Here is a 17,117-nt window from a genome sequence, read left to right on the forward strand (position 1 = left end):
CATCGTCTGGCCGATGCGGTTTTTTTATATAACGGAAAAGTGAGATCATTTTTAGGTGTAACGACGCTCTACAACGTCGTAAATTTTGTTACGGTCAGCAATGGCGGCCACAGTAACTATCAATTTTTGGTCTTCAATTGAATAGACTATGCGGTAATTGCCGGAACGGACTCGATAGAGTCCCTTAAATTGGGTTAATGGTTCAACACCCGCTGGACGTGGATTGATTGCTAAACCCTCTATAACGTCAAGAATTTGTATTTGTACCTGCTTCGACAGCTTCTTCAGATCACGTAGCGCAGCTTCTTCAAATTCGATTACATAAACTTTGTTGTTCGTCTGTTCTTCTTTTTCAGTATTCATCCTAGCCATGTTTAAAAGTTAATGGGCAACCAGATCGGATAAGTCGGGTTGCCCAGTCGGTCACTCATTAAGACCTAATTCGGTCTTCACTTCATCCAGCGAGTAACGTTTGCCACCAGAAGCAAGACGTTTGGTCGCCAGGTCTCCGTCATACTTGTCTTCAAGTTCACGGAATCGTTCGTAATCTTCATACGAGATCACTACAGCAGCATTTTTACCCGAACGGGTTATAACGGTAGGTTGGTTGCCGAAAGCAGCCTTCCCGATAATTTCGGAGAGATTTTTTCGCGCGTCTTGAGCGGAGGATCTTTCTAGGATTGCGTTCATTTTGTAGGATTTTAAAAAGATTGGTTAGATGGACGATGCAGGTCAACCTGGATTGGTTAATTCATTCATTGGTTGGAACAAAGCTAACATAAATTACTTTAATTACAAAATGTTTATTCTGTACAGTTTGTGGTGTTTTTATTTCCACCTAATAAATAAGTCAGTCTGAGTATTGGCCTGGGTTTTTCGCTTTGCCCTGTTTATGGTACTTTGTTCGAAAAACCCGTCTGTATATGAAGTCAAATTTTATTCTTAAAGGATTGATTCTACTGGCAATGTTAGTTGCCCAGACCGCTTGTCAGAAGAAAAGAAATCAGATTGATATCGTCAGGCAGAATGCCGAAACGTACATCAAGCCCAAACTGAACGATGCAAGCAGCTATGAATTCGTAGAAATTACTTTATTAGACTCAACTTCTTACCGAGATAATATTAAGTATCGTATTGACAGTTTCGGCGAAGAGATCCAAAGCGACAAAGCCGAATTAAAAAGGCAGGAAGGATACAGACGATCCTTCCCCACCTTGTATGATAAAAATGAGGTTAGGGAGTTACAAGGCAAAATCACTCAAAATAATAAGATCATTAAGGAGATCAAAGCTATCGAAAACCAGATGGGTACCCATGTTAATGATATAGCCGCTTATAAATACCTCTTTAAGCTTCGGGGTACTAATGCGTTCGCCGCTAAAATGCTAAATGAGTACATACTTCAAACGGGACCCGCACCGGATTATAAAGTACTTAACATGACAACCGATCCGGATAAGGTATACCTAAATCCAAATGAGTTTCCTGGATATGAGCCGATGATCAAAAAGTATATAAAATGAGAATGTATAATCCCGATTTATTTTGTACATCCCATTTGTAGATTTACAAATGAAAAACGAAAAAGCCGCTCCATTGATTGGAAGCGGCTTTTTTCAATTTGTAGATTTACAAATAGTTCGTCTGAAAGGCAATGTATAATCCCGATTTTTTTTGTACAGTTACACGCCAATATCGGCCCGGCTTTCCACCTTGACTTCTTTATCGACCGCCGAACGAAGCGACGTTACCCGAATGATCGAGGGCGGCAACTGCTGAACAGCATGGACCATCACTTTCGACAGCTTGTTGTAGTCGATGGCAGATCCACCACTGGCACCGCTGATCATCGGCGGGGTAACGATGCCCCCCATATCCATTCGTTTCGGTACGTAGGTACGGGGCGTTTCACTGGCAAAGGCGATACCACCACCGGCAACGTTGAGCGCTGAGGCCTTCGCCCGTAATTCCGGATCACGGTATACACCACTGGTCAGAACGATTTCTTCGCCCTCCATTTCGCCCAGGTATGCGCCCGATTTGTGGAACATCTTAACGCCCCCCTCCTTATGACTCGGGCCATGAACGATACCACCCTTGGCGAACTGCTGAGAAGCAATGACGGCTTGTTGGGCGGCACCGGTGGCAATTACGAGCGCCGTTTTGATGATATCGAACGGTGGTGGTAACAACAGCGCTTCGGTGACACCCCGGGCCGTGGCAATAATGTTCTCGATGGTAGCAATCTTACGACGACGTTCGGCTGACTTTCGGTCCAGCTCTTCCTGACGGGCGGCAAACTTCTCTTCGATCTTCGTACGAGCCTCGGCCGACAGACCCACCGAAGTCAGTGCCGCATCTTTCTGTTTGTTGAGCAGATCATTGGCCCGCTGCGCCTGCGCTTCGAAAACCCTACTGAGCGCATCGGTCGCCGTACTGGCTGTATCAAGAATCGAATTGATCTGATCCCGACCAAACGCTTCCTGAGCATCTTTGATCTCCCGGTTTGCCTTGTCGTTGATGGCCTTTCGTTGATCAGCGGTTAGTTTGGCCACGTTGAGCGATAACCGGCGCTCATTGTTAATTGCATCGATGCGTGCCTTAAGTTCCTCTTTAGTGCCAGCCCGCACACCACTAATCCGCGATTCAATACGTGCCTTTTCGTCGTTGAGGACATCTTCGTCGAGTAGTCGATTCAATTCCCGATCAGCGGCACGGGCTTTCGCCTGAATCGCGTTAAGCCGGGTTAAGTATTCCTCGTCGCTGATACGACCGTAATTTTTCTGTATCTCCAGTAAATCGGTCTGGGTCTTCTCCTCCAGATCTATCCGATCACCGGCCAAACCCCGTAAATCTGAAAGCCGCACATCGCCGAAATTCTCCTCGAACGATAGTCGATCCTCCTGCATCTGATTCATGCGCTGGATTTCGGCTTCGTCGTACTGCTGGCGGGCGGCATCAATTTTGGCCTGAGTCTGCAAGGCGACTTTGCCCTGCTCAATTTGTCGCTGTTTCTCGTTTGCCTTACCAGCTAATCGTTGTTCAATTGCGATAGCTTCGGCCTGTCCTTGCGCGCGCAGACTCTCGATACGTAGGTTTAATTCTTCTTTGGTTCCCTGCCGAACGATAGCCAGGCTACCATCGATACCCGCTTGGGTAATGTTGTTAGTTTGCAGATTCAGTTCGGTGGCATGAGCGACACGAAGAGCCAGTATCTCCGCGTTGGTCTGGGCCTCGATCAGCTTGCGTTGCTGGGCCCCTTTCTTTTCCTCGATCAGCTGGGCCTTCGCTTTTCGACGAATGATTTCCTCTTCGATGGGTAAGGTATCCTGACCCTTTTGTTTGGCAAGGATCAGCGCCCGTTCGGCTTCGGCAATCGACTCCTGAGCCGCCAGGGCGGCCGCTTCCTTCGCTTTGGTAATCCCATCCTGACGGATGCTGTTGAGGTTGTTATTCAACTCCGTCTGACGGCCGACAGAATCTTCTTCGATCTCAGCGAGCTTGATCCGCTCCTCAGCGAGTTTACGGGCATCTTCCCGGTTGCGGGTACCGTATTTCTGTTCCCGTTCCAGATTGGCGATGCGCTGTTTTTGGAGCTTCAGAGCTTCCTGCGCCGAGGAGTTTTCCAGGTCAAACGCTTTCTTGGCGGCCGCTGCGCGTACGGTATTCGATTTGCTGGTATCCTCCGCGAGCAGCTTGTATTTCTCAATGTCTTTCCGGGCCTGCGCACGGGCAACCGACAGTTTGATTTCACTGTCTTCAATACGCTGATTCGTGGCGGCTATCTCCAGACCGGCCCGAGCAGCTTCGCCCATGGCTTTCGTGGTGGCGTCGGCATTGGCCCGTAGATCCGCAAACAGGTTCTTGAATTTGTCCCAGCTGGTGAACGCTTCGATAATGATCCGGGTGTTCTTGATCATCCCGTCGGTCAGCACACCAAAGGCTAGCTCGGCGGCTTTGGCGTACTGACTCAGCTTGTCCATAGCCGCTTGCGACTTCTGAACGAGTAGCACTAAGCCCGTCAAGAAAATTAATATGGGCACCGCTCCCAGCGCGATCAGCGCGCCTTTGGTCACGGAAATGCCTTTGGTAAAGACCTGAAAGGCTTCGGCTCCTCCCTTCAAGGCCTCCTGAACATCGCCCACTGACACACCGGCAACCCGGACACCTTTGGCGTAATCGCCGACACTGCGCCGGTGATCACCCATGGCCTCCTCGTTTTCTTTTAACTCGTCGTTGAGGGCCTTGATTTGCTGACCAACTGCTTTGATGCCTTCGTTGTACTGCCGATCGGCTTTACTGGCCGCATTCCAGACCGGTACCAGTAAAGATAGTTTCGCCCTCAACTGATCATTCGATCCTTCGGCGGCTAAGGTGGCCCGTTCGTTATCGGCGAGGGTTTTGGTGTAGGTCTTCAGTTGCCCCTGCGCCCGTCCCAGCTGGGTTTCGATGGCCTGCATCGACTTGGCGTATTCGTCAGCGTTGATGGCTTTGTCGCGAAACTCCTTGTCGGTGGCGACCTTCTCGGCTCTCAGCTGAGCGATGGCATTACGGGCGAGTTCCGCTTTTTCTTTGACCTGGGCAATGTCCAGTTTGACTTCAAAGAGTAGTGTTTCCTTGTCTTCCATGATTGCACGTTAGTGGATACACGAAAGTAGTGGACACCAAAAAGCCCGATAATGTAACCGGGCTTTTATGACAAGACTTATATAAAGGAACACTAGGACACAATGTAGCTGGCTAGTGTCTTCTGTAAAGCATCTGAATGGTTGAAAATATCATTTAGTGATGCCAATTCATGACGAACTTCTTTTTTTGACTCATCAAAGAGGATGATAAACTTTTTTTGACCGTTAAAATTTAACCGACAAATGGGTTTTCGATTATTATCGTCAAGTAGAATGGCAAAGTAAGACTGCGCATCCCGGTGAACAATCCGTTCGGCCGCAACCTGTGGTCTAAGAATAGCACGGACGATGTAAAAGCCTTCAAGTTCTTCGGCGGTGGTGACTATCGTAGGTCCGGTTTTCTCTTCAGTTGCTGCAGGAGCCTGTTCACTTGCTGGCGTTGGTACTGGTAAAGACAACTCTTCAGCAACTAAAGCCGTTTTTAGCCGGTCCGTAATTTGCTCAGAAATGGTTTGAGCAATTGACTTCTTGACGATTCCGGTGAAGTAATCTACCATTTTAGCTGTCAATACCCCTTCATAAATCCCTTTTGCAAAAAACCTTACGAAATACTCTGATGGATTGGCAAACTCTTGGGCTAGAATGTTTTTTAGAGCACTGGTATATTTTAACTCGCTGGCCGTACTCAAGATCTGATCAACATCAAAATAAGGCTTGCTGAACTTCTTAAGCTCTTCGATCTGGCTATCCTTCAAATCAAGAAGATCAATCTCCAGAAAGGGCTGTTCATCCATTTTGTTAGGCGCAACAAGATCAGTGTAGAACCTGTAGACAATACCATTTGTCAGAATACCAAACCGCGCCTTGGTAACGTGAAAGTAGCGGAGTAGTTGGTTATCGTGGAGGGTTAACGCCTGCTTCCAATGCTTACATTCGATAAGCAAACAAGGTTCTGGTAGTCCTCCCGGAACCTCCCTCATAATAGCGTAATCTACCTTTTCTCCTTTCTTAGTACCTATATCGGAAATGAATTCGGGTACTACCTCAAAAGGGTTGAATACATCGTAGCCAAGAACATTGATAAAGGGCATGATAAAGGCGTTCTTTGTGGCCTCTTCGGTTTGAATTGAATCTTTAAGGCGGGATACTCGATCAGCTAATTGCTTGATCTGGTCTTTAAAATCCATAAGGGCTGATTAATGTGTTTTTATGTATAAACACATTAATCAACTTTCCTACTTCCTATTAATCAACTAATTGCCTAGAATGTATCTATAGGCCTTAGCTCGTCTATGCATTTTTTTACGAGCTGCCAACAGAACAGCTCGATCATAGTTTTGATCGAGCTCTTTTGCAGTAAGAGAATTGAGCATTGAAGTCATTGATACGCCTTTTAGCTGGCAGTAATGTTTGAACTTCGATTTGCGCTCCGGCGTAATAAAATAATTGATTTGTTCCATACCCTTCGCTCGGCATGGGTGGCACTTGGACGGGTTCGGCTGGGCCATTGGAAACAGGAAGAACGTAGGTACGGCTGGGCGGACGGTAGAAAGTTGCATTATATACGTCTAGACGTTTAAAAGTAAGGATAGTAAGGTTTAAAAACAACAATCGCAGTTTTGCTCACCGAACTTTTATAAGTCAACAGTGGGCAAAACGGCTAGTATTTTTCTGGATGGCGAGATTATGAACGACAGCTATTATAGCTCCGTTGCCGCTATCCGCTCCAATCTCGAATGGCAAGGTCAGTTTGACGACATTCAGGTAACCATCAACAGTTGCGGGGGCGATATCGCCGAAGGCTTCGCCATCTATGACCTGCTCCGCTCTTACGGTAAGCCCATCACCACCATTGTTCTGGGTCAGTGCTGCTCGGCGGCTACCATCGTTTTCTTAGCTGGCGAAACCCGCCTGATCTACGAAAACGTCGTGGCCTTTATGGTGCACCAGGCAGCGGGTGGCGTCGAGAACGCGACGGCCGACGAGATGCGTACCGTCGCTGATTTCATTGACTCATTCAATGAGCGCATGGCCGCTATCTACATCGAGAAGACCGGTCAGACCGCCGAACTGGTCGCCGAATGGATGTCGAAAGATACGTTCATGACGGCTCAGGAAGCTTTTGATAATGGATTTGCTACCGCCATTGCCAAGCCCGTCACGGCCAAAGTCTACGCTAGTCGTAAGCTAGTTTCTCCCCAGAGTTCACAATCCCCAAATACAGACGTAATGAAGATTATCCGCGACAAGTGGGAACGCGTTACCGCGTCGCTCACAGCTTTGATTAAAACCCCGGTTGTCGAAGCGAAAAAAGTAACAACCTCTACGGGCGAGGAACTGGACATTGCCTATTCGGGCACGTCCATTGCCGAAGGCGATGTCGTCACCAAAGGCGGTGAAGATGCGCCCGACGGTACCTACACCATCGACGGTGTGAAGGTAACGGTGAAGGGTGGCAAAGTTGAGTCGATTGATACGGGTGACACCTCCGCTGACGTCACCGCATCAGGCGAAACGACCGTAACCGCTGAAGGTGGTACAACCGTCACTGCTTCGGGCGCTGAGGAAGGCGAAGAGGCTGAAACGCTGGAGACCGTACGCGCTGAACGCGATGCACTGGCCAGCCGGGTATCGACGCTCGAAGCCAGTCAGGCGACCATCACCGCGAAGATGAACGTATTGCTCGGCTCGAAGCAGTCGTCCGATCCGAAGGTTCCCGCTCCGAAAGGCGTTGTCAAAGCCGTTCTGGCGGGCGACGATGACGAAGACGAAGAAGACGCCGAACGGCAGGCGATGCTCGATGCGCGAAAGAATCGCAATAAAAAAGCCGAAACACCAGCAGAATAAAACGGGCTGAGAACGGGCCTTAAGACTTTCCGTTTCTATCCACACCATAATTTTTTCTGTCCACACAATGAAAGTTAAAAAGGTCAAAGCAGCCTCGCTGCTGACGGGTACCCCCCTGACGTACACAGGGCAAATGGCGGTTGATTACGTGATCAGACCCGCTATCGAGACCGGCCGAATAGACGACTTCATGAAAGTTGTTTATGGCGTTAAGACCCGGCAACAGGTCATTTTCGCCGAGCCGTTGTACAAAATCACCAAAAAGGATGCGGGTTGTGGTCAGGGCGTGAACAACCCGGGCGTAACGCGTACCGAAAAGTTCTGGGAGCCTGTCGACGTGAAAGCGTGGGTTGATCAGTGCTGGACGGAGTTAAAGGGAACGATCGACGAAGCCAAGTTAAAAGCTGGCAACGACAAGTCGGACCTGACCAATACCCAGATTGAAAAGTTCATGCTCGATTTGCTGGAGCCTGCGGCTTACAGTGACTTTTTGCGCATGGCGTGGCTGGGTAAAGTGGCCATCACAGCGGCCGAGCTGACGGCTGGTGCGGCTGACGTGCCGAACTACAATCAGGTTGACGGTATCTGGACGAAGCTATTCGCCGGTGTGGCCGCTAACCTGATCAAGCGGACGCCGATCGCCGAGAACACCAATGCCGCCGGTCAGCAGGATCTGGGAACGGGTCGCGCTTATACGATCCTGGCCGCGGTGTTCAAGAACGCATCGACCGTGTTGAAGCAAACGGCGAAAGACAAAAAAGTACTCTTCGTGACCCGTGGTATCTACGAAGAGTACGAAACCTGGCTCGAATCGAAAGATTCGCTGGAGTCGTCTTACGCCAAGCTGCAGGATGGTCAGATGACGCTCACGTTCCGTGGTGTACCGCTGGTGATCGTGGACATCGTCGATCAGTTCCTCGACAGCGATTTCAACCTGGCCGGTAAAGTAACGCTACCGAACCGGGTGATCCTGACGGTGAAAGACAACTTCCAGGTCGGTGTCGATGGCGATACGTCCGATCCGACAGCGATGGAGGTTTGGTACGAGCGCAAAGACGAGAAGTGGAACGGGCGTTTGAAGTACAAACTGTGCACGCAAGTCGCTGAGGAGAAATACGTTTCCCTCGCTTACTAATCACCCGCGTATACCGATAACCGTTAGACAACTCTAGCGGTTATCGGTTTCGCTTATCCACACACTAGAATGGCGTCGTGCGCATTAAAACAAATCAAGAAAAACATTAAGCGGTGCGGGGAAAAGTCGCTCGCGAAGGGCGTCGATGAGATCGTGTATCTGGGTATGATCACCGCCCAGGCGATTGCTTTCACCTACGATGCGACCAACGAACTGTTGTGCACCGGTATCGCGATGGCCGATGGAGAAAAGCTCTTCGCCTACGAAGGCAAGAACTACTCCAACGACCCCAGCGTGTCGATGAACAAAACGGATTATGACCTGACGTTACCGCAACAGATCATCATTACGCTGTTCTCCAACTCGGCGGCAACGAAGGCTGAAATCATGGCGCTGTTAACCCGGAAAGATCTGATCGTGATCTACAAACGCGTTCAGGGCGATTTCGAGGGCATGGGCTTTCATACGGGTATGCTGGTGACGGCTTTCACCTACCGGCCTAACGACGACAACAAAGGGGCGTTCCTGATTACGTTGTCGGCTCCGGACGAAGAATTGTTACCTGTCACCGTCAAGCACACAACAGCCGGCAATCTCGATGATACGACCTCGTATCTAGCCGGTCTGGTAACGCCTGACTAACGATGTCTGAACAGCAAATAGAGATTGTGCGCCAGTGGTACGCTACTGGCCACATCTCGACCGACGATCTGGCGGCTCTGAAAGTCCTATACTTACGGGAAATCGGAGCGCCCCCCGGCTGCAAAACCTGTAGTAGCGTGATAGCGGACATCAAACACCACTTCACGTATCAACTCAAACTTCAAAATCTTCTACCTGTGTCTACTAATTCCAAAGTGCAAGCGCGTAAATACATTATTCTGGGTGCTGGCTTCCTGATGCTGCCCGGCGATTCAACCATCATCGTTAATGACGGTCAGGAGTCGGAAGACCGCAAACTCCTGACCGACGCGATGGCTGAAGAGATCCTAACCAACAACCCGTCGTATTCAGCCCTGATCGGCATCAACCCCCAGTGGGTCGATCCGAATCCATCGGATGAAGCTGATGACGAATCGGAGGAGGAGGAATCGGACGACGAGACCGCTAAATCTGAGTTACAGACCAAATACGATGAGTTACAGGCAAAATATGATGCCCTCGTCGAAGAGCACGAGCAGACCAAACAGGAGCTTACCACGACAAAGGGTAAACTAACAAGGGCGACCAATAAGCTGGCGGCCTCGGCTCAGCCCGTACCGAATGACCCTATTGCTCCAGTAACTCCACCCGCTACCCCCGAGACCTCAACCGATACCACGGGCGTGGGCAACGGCGATGCACTGGAGAGTCTGCCGGCCACGGCTCCCGCTTCGGATGAGTCGAAGGGCAATGAAGCCGCTGACAGCACGCAGGCGGTCATCAACGAAGCCAAAGCGTAGTATTTCTTATAGTAGTCTGGTAATAGTCTAGTAGTATCCTATCCACATGATTCAAGTTAGCGCACCAAAGGCCAAGCGTGTCACGGTCAAAAAATCAACGATCAAGGGTACCTTGACTTTTGGTGCGAATAACCTGCTTCCTCAGGATCTGCTTACCCTCGTTTCGGATTCCGTTACCGCCCGCGCTTGCCTGGCTACCCGCGCTCAGTTCATTCAAGGCAACGGCTTCACCGATCCGGCGATCGCCAAGATGGTTGTACACCGCTCGGGCCTGACACTCGATCAGGTGCTGCACCGCACCAGCAACAACGTCGCCTATTTTGAGGGTGTTGTTTTGCACATCGGCTACAACGGGCACGGGAAGATTGCCAGCATTCGCCCTATACCCTACGAGTTCATTCGACTCTGCGAACCCGACGACATGGGCATCATTACCCATGCCGCCATCTGTCCGTATCTGGATGGGGGCTACAATGCCAACAAGAAGAACCTGTTCACCAAAATTCCGCTGTTCAATCCTGATCCGGCCGTCGTACAGGCGCAAATGGTGGAGGCTGGCGGCATCGAGCAGTACCAGGGACAATTGTTGTACGAACCGTTCTGGGCTCCCGGTGATGGCTATTATCATCAACCTTCCTGGATGACCGCCGTTCGGGCGATCGAGTCGGAGGGGCAACTGGATCTCTTCAACTGGAATACGATCGTCAACGGCTTCAACGTGTCGGGTATCCTGTCGGTGATCGGCGACTCGACCAAAACAGCAGCTAACTATGATCCGCTGCTCGATCCGCAGTCAATCGAATACCAGCTCGCCGACAATCAAGGAGCAGAGAATGCAGCCCGCGTGATGGTGATGCGCTTCAAGACCGAATCTGAAGCCCAGGCCACGAAGTTTCTCGACATCACCGGCGCGAATCTGGCCCAACGTTTCGAGTATACCAGTGGCTGGGCGGCCGACATGATCACCCGGGCCATGAACGTACCCAACGAACTGGTCGGCATTCGTCGAAACGGCGGTATTGCGCCCACCGGCGACGAGGTGATCGTCGCTTCTCAGCTGATGTACCAGACGGTCAACCCTTACCAACGGCGCATCACGGAGTTGTTCGCGTTCATTTTCGCCAACTGGCAGACCCCGATGCCGGGCGCTGATTTTCACATCGAAAACCTGAATTATTTCCCGGACTCTCCCAATGGCTCAACCGCTACAGTGGCTCAATCTGGCTAGTTTTAGTGGCCGGATTACCCTACCGACAAACTTTAACATCTCGGTTTTTAATCCCTTTCTGCTGGATCTGGAGGAAACCGAATTACCTGCCTTGCTGGGCACCGATCGGCTCACCCGCCTTCGTGCCTGGCTGCTGATCAACCCGCTCGGCGTGATCAGCGACCCCGACGCCGAACCCAATATCGAGTTTCTGACCCTGTACCCGCTCGTCGCGGCTTTTTTGGTTTATGCCAGCTATGCCGCCTACCTGATCGAAGGGGACGTACAAGCCACTGACACCGGTGCCGTCGTCAAAGAGCGCGATAGTTCGGAGCCGCTGAGCGACGTGCGCATCATGCAGCTGTACCGCTCTAACAAAGACAAGGCCAATGCCCGAAAGGTCATGATCCGCGACTACATCGATGCGCTGGGCAAAAGCTGTAGTGCACCGGTGAGCGGTGGCGATCTGCGTATTTCCTCTTCACGGGGCCGCAAGGCTTCTATTCTCGATCAATAGCTACGCTCATGACAGAATTTCGTTGCCTGGTTACTACGGTATCGGGTTTGCCGATTGTCGATGCCGCTATCCGGCTGCTGAATGCGCTGGGTACGGACGTCACGGGCGCACTGTTCGGAAAAACTCCGGTGTATACCCGCGAAAACGGCGTGTACTCATACCCCTCGCCGGGTAACAAGATTGTTCGGGCGGGTACCTACAAACTGATCGTCGGTGCCCCGGGTTATCATCCGTTTCAACTCGATACGCCTCCCGATTTCATCGGTCCGGGCAACTTCACCGTCGTACTGACGGGCGACACCCAGCCGATACCGGTGGAGAATATCACCCTGCCGGGGGCGTCGTATGTGTCGCCCCTGTTTCCGATTGAAGTACTGGTCGACGCGGTGGCACCCTCGACGGCCAAATGGGAATTCATTGAAGCGACGGTACTCGACTCAAAAAACCGACGTTCGGTCATCGAAGTACAGACGACCAGCGGCAAGGCTCGACTCAACCTGCAGGCGCGGCTTGAACTGGAAACCGGTATGCACCTGGTCGGCGATACCCGAATAGTCGATATTGATCCCGACGCGTCGGAGGAATACACCGTGACGCTGGCCAGCCTGACGCCCACCGGCCGACAGGATCTGAACACCTCGTTTTCCCTCCAGGTCGCCAACGTTTTTCCGATCGGAGACGAAAACGACCTGGTCAACTTTACCAATGCGGACGGTCCCGCTGACTGGCTAACGCCCTGGTCGGAAGTACCTGCTTTCGAGGGACACTACGCTGATGTGATGGTGTGGTTACCCGTGGCCGGTATAGGTGTGTATACCCTTCAGACCGAATTCTTTGACATCAACCGGGCCTCTCTGAGCACAACGGACGAGACGATCGACGCCGATATTATGGCGGCTCGTCGCATCGTTCGCGTGCGTATTCCGGAACCCATATCGGGCGCGTATTATGCGACCATGCAAATCATGCTGGCCGGTAACGCGCAAACCACCCCCTTAAACGTGCGCTATATCCGTGGCTAAACAATCAACAACAAACTTATACCAGAGGGCCAGCGACGTCAGGGGCGAGTTGGAAGTAGGCGCGAACACCGCTACCCGGATCGGTCAACTGCTGCTCGATATTCTAGCCTCGACCGCCTTCGAGTTCGACCCCGACCGGGCCTATGGGGCGGGTGAATACATCATCTGGCAGGGGCGCAACGTAAGGGCCCTGCAACCGACGATCCCCGGCGAGTCGCCGACCAGCAAGCCCGAGAAGTGGGATGATCCCATTATCGACTCAGAGGAAAAGCTGGTCGATGGCGGCAACAATTACGCCGTGTTGGCGAACGCTCTGAAAAGCTTCGTTACCCGAAAGGTAGATGAGGGGCCAACCGGTGGCGATGGTGGCACGGGCAGTGGCCGCAAAGCAACCCAAGAGGAGATGAACGATGGCCTTAATGATACCTCGTTTGTCACGCCTTTTCTGGTGAATCTGGTCGTTCAACGCATTATCGAAATTTTCGGTCAGGATGATGTGCCTACCCTCGATGCGGTGGCTAAATCCGGCGACGCCGATACAATCGGTAAAACCTCGCAGTTGTTGAAGCTGCTCGGCGGTTTGTATCTGGACAATATCCCGACCACTACCGATGCCACCCTTCCGGTACTGGTGCTCGATGCCGATGGCAAGGTATGGAAACGGAACGGCTCAACGACGACCCCATCGAATCCGGTGATCACCCACCGGTTCCGCAATCCACGGCATTATGCATGGGTTGAGGATACGGTGGTTACCCTGCCCAATGCTCCGCTGTACACCCTTCGGCTCGACGTGAACGACTGCTCGGAGATATCAGGCTGGGCCTTCGATGAGAACAACCCCACGGCCAGCACATCGGTCGATATTAAAGTCGATGGCACCACCTACAAAACAATCACGGCAGGTAATTCCCGGCCGGATGTGCGGGAGGCATTGATCGCATTAGGCAAACTGCCAGCGGGTACGACCTTCGATCTGTTTGGCTATCGCCACTATAAGGATGCCACCTATGCTGATGGGAAAAAACATACCTGGCGCGTATTTGGGAAAGACTCGACGACGGAAGCCATCACCGACACAGGCGCACCGAATGACAAGATTTGTGGCACGGTGACCGCTCCTCAGCCGTACGTCACCCAGCGGGTCTGGCGGGGGTATGTCTCGTTTCCGGAAGGCGAAACCCGCAAAGCCTTTATTGCTGAGTTGTGGAGTGATAACCGCACGGAAACCCGCTACACGGGTCAGGGTACGTTCAGTCTCCGGATTCCGTATCCGAATGGGGTGACGGTCACCAATTCGACACCGGGCGAAACGTACATTACGGTACCTGCTCTGGCATTGAATGCCAACGTGGACGGTGTATTGGAATTCACCTTCCCGGACGGGCAAAAGATGCCGGACTTGGATATCGTCTTTGTAAACGACACGACGGTCAATAATCCGCCCGTGCTGGCCAATCCGACCCAGTTCCTCAATGCCAATCAGGGCAGTGGCTTCGATTATCCGGTACCAGCAACGGGCACGTTTACCGATCCGGATAACGACCCCTTGACTTTCGCGGTGGAATACAGCGCAGATAACGGAGCAACCTATTCGCCGAATCTGCCCTCGTGGGTCACCTACGTGAATAACCGGCTGGCGGGTACGCCACCGGTCACCAGTTCGCAGGACGTCACCTACAAATTCCGTACGGTTGCCAGCGATGGCCGGGGCGGTACGGCGGTGGATCCAATCAGTTTGATCTGTACCCCACAGGCACAGCCAAACGCCATTCAGTACGTACAGTTCCGCTATTTGAGAGGGTCCGGTACCGTGAAGGATCTGCTCGAAGTGCAGATGGCCGATACCTATCCCTTGCAGCCGATGCGCTACGCGATTGTGCTGGCCTCCAGTGGCACGCCAACGGATGGTTTCTTAGCCTACAACCGCGTGAGCGGTATTCGCAATGCAGCCATTGATACGGCTTCGGCGGGTACCCTGGCCGGTAAGAAACTACGGATTGCGATCACTCGGAAAGATGGCGCCCTCGATAACGGTAAAGTTTACGCCGGGGATATCCTGCTGCAGCTCGATTTCACCGTGCCGCCTGCTGCCACACCCGGATTTGTCAACATTTATAATTCTGCCAGCTAATGGAATTTTATGTCGAATACGAATACGACACCCTGACTGACGGGGTGCAGACGGGTACCGAAACCGTCCGTCTGGCCTATACGGGCCTTACCTGCTCGGAGGAGGAGGCTTTGTTTGCGGGCCTCAGCGAACAGCAGATACGGGACCTTCGGGCCATGATGAGCACGGCCGTCCTGACCGCTCCCAGCGGCTACCACGGCCCGGCTGTTTCGCGGAATTGTGGATCATCTAGCGGTGGCTCGATCGTCGTGCAGGGCGATAATTCAGGCTATACCCCCGATCCAACGACAACACCGACCCCAACAACGTACACACCCACTGGCCAGTTAGCCGGTTTTTTCACGACTTAACCTATGCCACTCATCGAAAAAACAATCGTCAATGGGGTAGCCACCTACGCGACCGAGAGCGTCCCTAATTCGGGCCGATTCGATACCCCGTTGGCTAGTCTGCCCAATGGGGCGGTACCGGCTTTTGTTTCGCGCAAGCTGGGACTCACCTACAAGCCCTCAGCAGCCAAACGAACCATCAATCTGGCGCAGACGGGTGTCAAGGTGTCGGAGTCCAATTACCGGCGTTCGGCCGATTGGCGACCCGCCAACGTCTCGCATGCCGAATGGAGAACCCGGGGAATCGGTATGATCAGCAAGTGGTGTTCGGATAATACGGACGGCAGCAATAAGTTTTCCGACCTGCCCGAAGCCCTCAAGTTTGATTATGCGACGGAAAGCGCCATTCTAGCCGGAACGGGCGGAGGGCCGAGAATGGCCGGGCATTATTTCTATACGGCTACGCTGGCCGAAATGGAAATCGTGTTCATGCGCAATATTCCGGCGTATGGGCCGGGCGCACACTGGACGGCCAATCTGGAAGAAACGAACCTTTGGCGTAAGGAATATTACGGCGGTCAGGCCAATCCACAGCCCAACTATCCGAGTTGGGATTCGGTCAAGAACATGAGCATCGTTTGTGAATGTGACGGTATAACCCGGACGCTGGAGCAACTCTTCGCCGACGCCGGGAAGTTCGCCGACGAAGAAGGAACACGCCGGGCGAACCGTTTCGCCCTCTTTGTTCAGGTAGCCAAAAGAGCCGGAGCGTTCGGGTCGATTGGTGCATCCATGTATCAGGGCGAGCCCTTTTCGGACGCGCTCACAACCTCGGCCCGGTTCCTCGATACCCGAGACGTTAACGTCTCCAATATTGGCGGAGTTAATGGGACGATAACCCTTAATGGACGCCAATACACGAACATGACCGGAAGTTTCTGGAAACAGGAAACTTGCCACCTTGACTATCACTATTACTTCACCGTCGATTTCACCGGGTCGAATTACGACTCGATTTCGTCGTTCCCTGACCTGTGGCCCTACCTCAGCAACGTTCACCCCTTAGCCCGGGAAATAGGCCACTGGCTGGCCAATCGCAAACGCATGATGGACGTACACGGAAGTTATATTCCGAGTATTCGCATGACCGAGTTTTTTTACGAGGGTGATCGCCGGGTACCCACGGCCCTGGGCGCGCATGGGGCGGGTGGTGAGCTGATCAAACCATTTCTACCGCCTTACGTGATGGAGATTATGACGGTCTCTCACCACTTTCTGGAAGGCGAAACACCGGGAGCGGGGATGCACATATTCGCGGCCAATGCGTCGGATAACAACCCGAGTCAGGGCATTATCTACACGTTGGACACTGACCCCCGCTATGATTTCCACATGCACACGGTCGAGACGTATTTCACGGCGGGCCGCATGTTTGAAAATCACCTGGACTTTTTGGCGAATTCCATCCTGACCACGGATCTGTCTGTTCAGGTCGGCGGGTCGGGAGCCTTTCAGACCTATAACGCGGTCGATGCGTATTCCTTCCGTCAGGACGGGGGGCGGGGGCCGTATAAGCCCACCGGAGCGACGAGACACCGGGCCGTATCAGGTGGAACGCAGGTCGTGATCATCTGGGCCATGTACCAGACCGACAACGACACCCGTACCGACGTGATCAAAATACCGGGACTGGCTGGCGACAATGCCATTAGTCTGACCTACAAGGGTCGCACCATTCAGGTATTCGAAACCTTTATCCCGACCGGCACGACGAATACAACCTTCACCGCCAGTTCCATCGTGCCCGCCTGGGAAAAGCCCGGCTATGGCAGCTTGATTGATAACAGCTAACCACC

15 protein-coding genes are annotated in these 17,117 nt (G+C 52.3%); 11 read left to right on the forward strand and 4 right to left on the reverse strand.

The genetic code is table 11. The annotated features are described in order from the left end of the window. Positions 1–51 precede the first annotated feature (51 nt). Positions 52–363 carry a type II toxin-antitoxin system RelE family toxin gene (locus ACYVK4_RS23430; protein ID WP_461129994.1) on the reverse strand — a complete coding sequence of 104 codons (312 nt, stop codon included), beginning with the start codon at positions 361–363 and terminating at the stop codon, positions 52–54. A gap of 60 nt (positions 364–423) precedes the next feature. After that, entirely contained in the window at positions 424–690 is a 267-nt protein-coding gene (locus ACYVK4_RS23435) for a type II toxin-antitoxin system Phd/YefM family antitoxin (protein WP_461129995.1), read from the reverse strand. Positions 691–923: 233 nt separating this feature from the next. On the opposite strand from ACYVK4_RS23435, the gene ACYVK4_RS23440 reads away from it, so the two are divergent. Continuing rightward, the gene (locus ACYVK4_RS23440) at positions 924–1,523 is read left to right on the forward strand and encodes a hypothetical protein (protein ID WP_461129996.1); all 600 of its coding nucleotides are present in this window, start codon (positions 924–926) and stop codon (positions 1,521–1,523) included. Between the two features lie 159 nt (positions 1,524–1,682). Here ACYVK4_RS23440 and ACYVK4_RS23445 read toward each other — a convergent pair whose 3' ends face one another. Both ACYVK4_RS23445 and ACYVK4_RS23450 read right to left on the reverse strand, forming a co-directional pair. Further along, positions 1,683–4,628, reverse strand: a complete 2,946-nt coding sequence (locus ACYVK4_RS23445) for a hypothetical protein (protein ID WP_461129997.1) — start codon at positions 4,626–4,628, stop codon at positions 1,683–1,685. A 92-nt stretch (positions 4,629–4,720) separates the two neighbouring features. Beyond that, positions 4,721–5,815 carry a type I restriction endonuclease gene (locus ACYVK4_RS23450; protein WP_461129998.1) on the reverse strand — a complete coding sequence of 365 codons (1,095 nt, stop codon included), beginning with the start codon at positions 5,813–5,815 and terminating at the stop codon, positions 4,721–4,723. A 460-nt stretch (positions 5,816–6,275) separates the two neighbouring features. On the opposite strand from ACYVK4_RS23450, the gene ACYVK4_RS23455 reads away from it, so the two are divergent. From ACYVK4_RS23455 to ACYVK4_RS23500, 10 genes are all read left to right on the forward strand, one after another. Then, positions 6,276–7,475 carry a head maturation protease, ClpP-related gene (locus ACYVK4_RS23455; protein ID WP_461129999.1) on the forward strand — a complete coding sequence of 400 codons (1,200 nt, stop codon included), beginning with the start codon at positions 6,276–6,278 and terminating at the stop codon, positions 7,473–7,475. Positions 7,476–7,542: 67 nt separating this feature from the next. Beyond that, positions 7,543–8,610 (forward strand): hypothetical protein, encoded by a 1,068-nt coding sequence (locus tag ACYVK4_RS23460; RefSeq protein WP_461130000.1) that lies wholly within the window; start codon positions 7,543–7,545, stop codon positions 8,608–8,610. Positions 8,611–8,679: 69 nt separating this feature from the next. Then, positions 8,680–9,252, forward strand: a complete 573-nt coding sequence (locus ACYVK4_RS23465; RefSeq protein WP_461130001.1) for a hypothetical protein — start codon at positions 8,680–8,682, stop codon at positions 9,250–9,252. Between the two features lie 2 nt (positions 9,253–9,254). Continuing rightward, positions 9,255–10,052 carry a hypothetical protein gene (locus ACYVK4_RS23470; protein WP_461130002.1) on the forward strand — a complete coding sequence of 266 codons (798 nt, stop codon included), beginning with the start codon at positions 9,255–9,257 and terminating at the stop codon, positions 10,050–10,052. A gap of 46 nt (positions 10,053–10,098) precedes the next feature. Beyond that, complete coding sequence (locus tag ACYVK4_RS23475; protein WP_461130003.1) at positions 10,099–11,280, forward strand: phage portal family protein; 1,182 nt, start codon at positions 10,099–10,101, stop codon at positions 11,278–11,280. Continuing rightward, positions 11,246–11,776 (forward strand): DUF6712 family protein, encoded by a 531-nt coding sequence (locus ACYVK4_RS23480; RefSeq protein WP_461130004.1) that lies wholly within the window; start codon positions 11,246–11,248, stop codon positions 11,774–11,776. The genes ACYVK4_RS23475 and ACYVK4_RS23480 overlap by 35 nt, the downstream gene beginning before the upstream one ends. A gap of 8 nt (positions 11,777–11,784) precedes the next feature. Further along, positions 11,785–12,798, forward strand: a complete 1,014-nt coding sequence (locus ACYVK4_RS23485; RefSeq protein ID WP_461130005.1) for a carboxypeptidase-like regulatory domain-containing protein — start codon at positions 11,785–11,787, stop codon at positions 12,796–12,798. Then, complete coding sequence (locus tag ACYVK4_RS23490; RefSeq protein WP_461130006.1) at positions 12,791–14,932, forward strand: hypothetical protein; 2,142 nt, start codon at positions 12,791–12,793, stop codon at positions 14,930–14,932. The genes ACYVK4_RS23485 and ACYVK4_RS23490 overlap by 8 nt, the downstream gene beginning before the upstream one ends. Then, positions 14,932–15,282 (forward strand): hypothetical protein, encoded by a 351-nt coding sequence (locus tag ACYVK4_RS23495; protein WP_461130007.1) that lies wholly within the window; start codon positions 14,932–14,934, stop codon positions 15,280–15,282. Before ACYVK4_RS23490 ends, ACYVK4_RS23495 begins: the two co-directional genes overlap by 1 nt. Positions 15,283–15,285: 3 nt before the next feature. Continuing rightward, positions 15,286–17,112: a hypothetical protein gene (locus ACYVK4_RS23500; RefSeq protein WP_461130008.1), complete on the forward strand. Its 1,827-nt coding sequence runs from the start codon at positions 15,286–15,288 to the stop codon at positions 17,110–17,112. Positions 17,113–17,117: the final 5 nt, after the last annotated feature.

The organism is Spirosoma aerophilum (genome assembly GCF_054782495.1).

Excerpts from the sequence above, each read along its gene's own strand:
- ACYVK4_RS23480 (WP_461130004.1), top strand. The coding sequence starts at position 11,246 with ATGGCTCAACCGCTACAGTGGCTCAATCTGGCTAGTTTTAGTGGCCGG.
- ACYVK4_RS23470 (WP_461130002.1), top strand. The coding sequence starts at position 9,255 with ATGTCTGAACAGCAAATAGAGATTGTGCGCCAGTGGTACGCTACTGGC.
- ACYVK4_RS23475 (WP_461130003.1), top strand. The coding sequence starts at position 10,099 with ATGATTCAAGTTAGCGCACCAAAGGCCAAGCGTGTCACGGTCAAAAAA.
- ACYVK4_RS23440 (WP_461129996.1), top strand. The coding sequence starts at position 924 with ATGAAGTCAAATTTTATTCTTAAAGGATTGATTCTACTGGCAATGTTA.
- ACYVK4_RS23460 (WP_461130000.1), top strand. The coding sequence starts at position 7,543 with ATGAAAGTTAAAAAGGTCAAAGCAGCCTCGCTGCTGACGGGTACCCCC.
- ACYVK4_RS23500 (WP_461130008.1), top strand. The coding sequence starts at position 15,286 with ATGCCACTCATCGAAAAAACAATCGTCAATGGGGTAGCCACCTACGCG.
- ACYVK4_RS23445 (WP_461129997.1), bottom strand. The coding sequence starts at position 4,628 with ATGGAAGACAAGGAAACACTACTCTTTGAAGTCAAACTGGACATTGCC.
- ACYVK4_RS23430 (WP_461129994.1), bottom strand. The coding sequence starts at position 363 with ATGAATACTGAAAAAGAAGAACAGACGAACAACAAAGTTTATGTAATC.
- ACYVK4_RS23465 (WP_461130001.1), top strand. The coding sequence starts at position 8,680 with ATGGCGTCGTGCGCATTAAAACAAATCAAGAAAAACATTAAGCGGTGC.
- ACYVK4_RS23435 (WP_461129995.1), bottom strand. The coding sequence starts at position 690 with ATGAACGCAATCCTAGAAAGATCCTCCGCTCAAGACGCGCGAAAAAAT.
- ACYVK4_RS23485 (WP_461130005.1), top strand. The coding sequence starts at position 11,785 with ATGACAGAATTTCGTTGCCTGGTTACTACGGTATCGGGTTTGCCGATT.
- ACYVK4_RS23450 (WP_461129998.1), bottom strand. The coding sequence starts at position 5,815 with ATGGATTTTAAAGACCAGATCAAGCAATTAGCTGATCGAGTATCCCGC.
- ACYVK4_RS23495 (WP_461130007.1), top strand. The coding sequence starts at position 14,932 with ATGGAATTTTATGTCGAATACGAATACGACACCCTGACTGACGGGGTG.